Origin of the sequence: Paenibacillus sp. GbtcB18, assembly GCF_019091125.1 — a bacterium.
Classification (GTDB): domain Bacteria; phylum Bacillota; class Bacilli; order Paenibacillales; family NBRC-103111; genus Paenibacillus_F; species Paenibacillus_F chitinolyticus.
This window is the reverse complement of sequence record NZ_JAGXJX010000552.1, coordinates 1-256: the sequence shown is the minus strand read 5'-3', so window position 1 is coordinate 256 and position 256 is coordinate 1. Positions and strand designations below refer to the sequence as shown.

Sequence of the window (256 nt, the reverse complement as noted above, 5' to 3'; positions counted from 1 at the left end):
CTGTCGGTAAACAGTACCAATCAAACGGGCAATCCGAGTTATGGGAACTCGGGTATAACGGTATCCGGTACAGTAGCAGAACCGAACCATGGTCCAGTAACGATAAGCGCAACCATTGCGGGTGACACGGAATCGACGGTTGCGACGGTGTCAGGGCAATCATGGTATCAGCAGTGGGATACGCAGAAAGACCCCATTCCGGAAGGGAGCAATACGAACATAGCGGTTACCGCTAGCGACGGAGAAGACGAGGTGA

At 53.1% G+C, this 256-nt stretch carries 1 protein-coding gene; it reads left to right on the top strand.

Annotation, left to right across the window (positions count from 1 at the left end; all coding sequences use genetic code 11):
• Positions 1-256 (top strand): hypothetical protein (locus tag KVT34_RS30570; protein WP_217563329.1); only part of this gene is annotated, 256 nt, incomplete at both ends.